At 65.8% G+C, this 926-nt stretch carries 1 protein-coding gene; it reads left to right on the top strand.

Going from position 1 to position 926, the window contains the following annotated elements; translation table 11 throughout:
• On the top strand, positions 1-267 hold a 267-nt coding region (locus tag FMEAI12_RS00325; protein WP_146776589.1), incomplete at its 5' end, for a DNA-3-methyladenine glycosylase.
• Positions 268-926: the final 659 nt, after the last annotated feature.

The raw sequence follows: 926 nt of genomic DNA, 5'->3' as shown, positions 1-926 counted from the left end.
TGGGTGGGGGGCGCCGCGGCCGCCTGGCGCGTCGCGAGCGGGCCTGGACGCTTCGCCCGGGCCCTGGGGGTGGACGGCGGCTTCACCGGCACCGACCTCGTCGGATCCGGCCCGGTGACGGTTCACTCCGGAGCACCCGTTGCCGAGACCCAGGTGGGCCGTGGGCCCCGGATCGGCATCCGGACGGGCCGCGACCGCCCGTACCGGCTCTGGATCCTGAACGAGCCGTCGGTGAGCCGGGGCCGGCCCCCGCGGATGCCCGCCTGAGGCGCGTGGCTGCGACGGCCCGACCGAACCCGCACAGACCGACGCGTACGGACTGTGCTCCCTGCGGCACAGAGAGGCCACTCGCCCACGGCCGGCACGTCCCCCGCTTCGGGTGACCCGGCGAGGTGTCCACCGCTTCACAGTGGCTGGTACCCAGGTGTTTCGAGCGGTCCTCCCGCGCTGGTGGCGGGGCTGGTCCATCGCCCATCCGTTCGAGCGCAGAACCTCAAGCCTCGCATATCAGACAGCGACGTCAAGCTCCAAGTGGAGCCATGTGACATACGTCACACTATCCAGGTCCCGATTGATTTGACGCCTCCCGTCATCCACCCGTAATGTTCTCTCTGTCAGCGCGACACGGAAGACACCGAACAGGGTGGCTCCACGCGGGACAGGGCCTCGACCGAGAGGGCGAGGCTGAGGGTAGAGCGCAAGATCCTGGCAAGGATCGCGGCGTTTCCAACCTAAACAAGACGAATTTGGGCAAAAGTGCCTGGAGGAACCGCTTCGCGGCGTGAACTCCTGTACGCACCTGCTCCTTGAGAACTCAACAGCGTACCGAATAGTCAGTGCCATATTTTTTAACCCCCGTCCATGGCCAGGGCTTAGTGCTTCTGGTTGTGGTGGGAAATTCCTTTGGCAATGATAGACTCATACGA

Source organism: Parafrankia sp. Ea1.12, assembly GCF_900465275.1.
Classification (GTDB): Bacteria; Actinomycetota; Actinomycetes; order Frankiales; family Frankiaceae; genus Parafrankia; species Parafrankia soli.
Note: the sequence above shows the minus strand (reverse complement) of the source record. Positions and strands in the feature narration are given on the sequence as shown.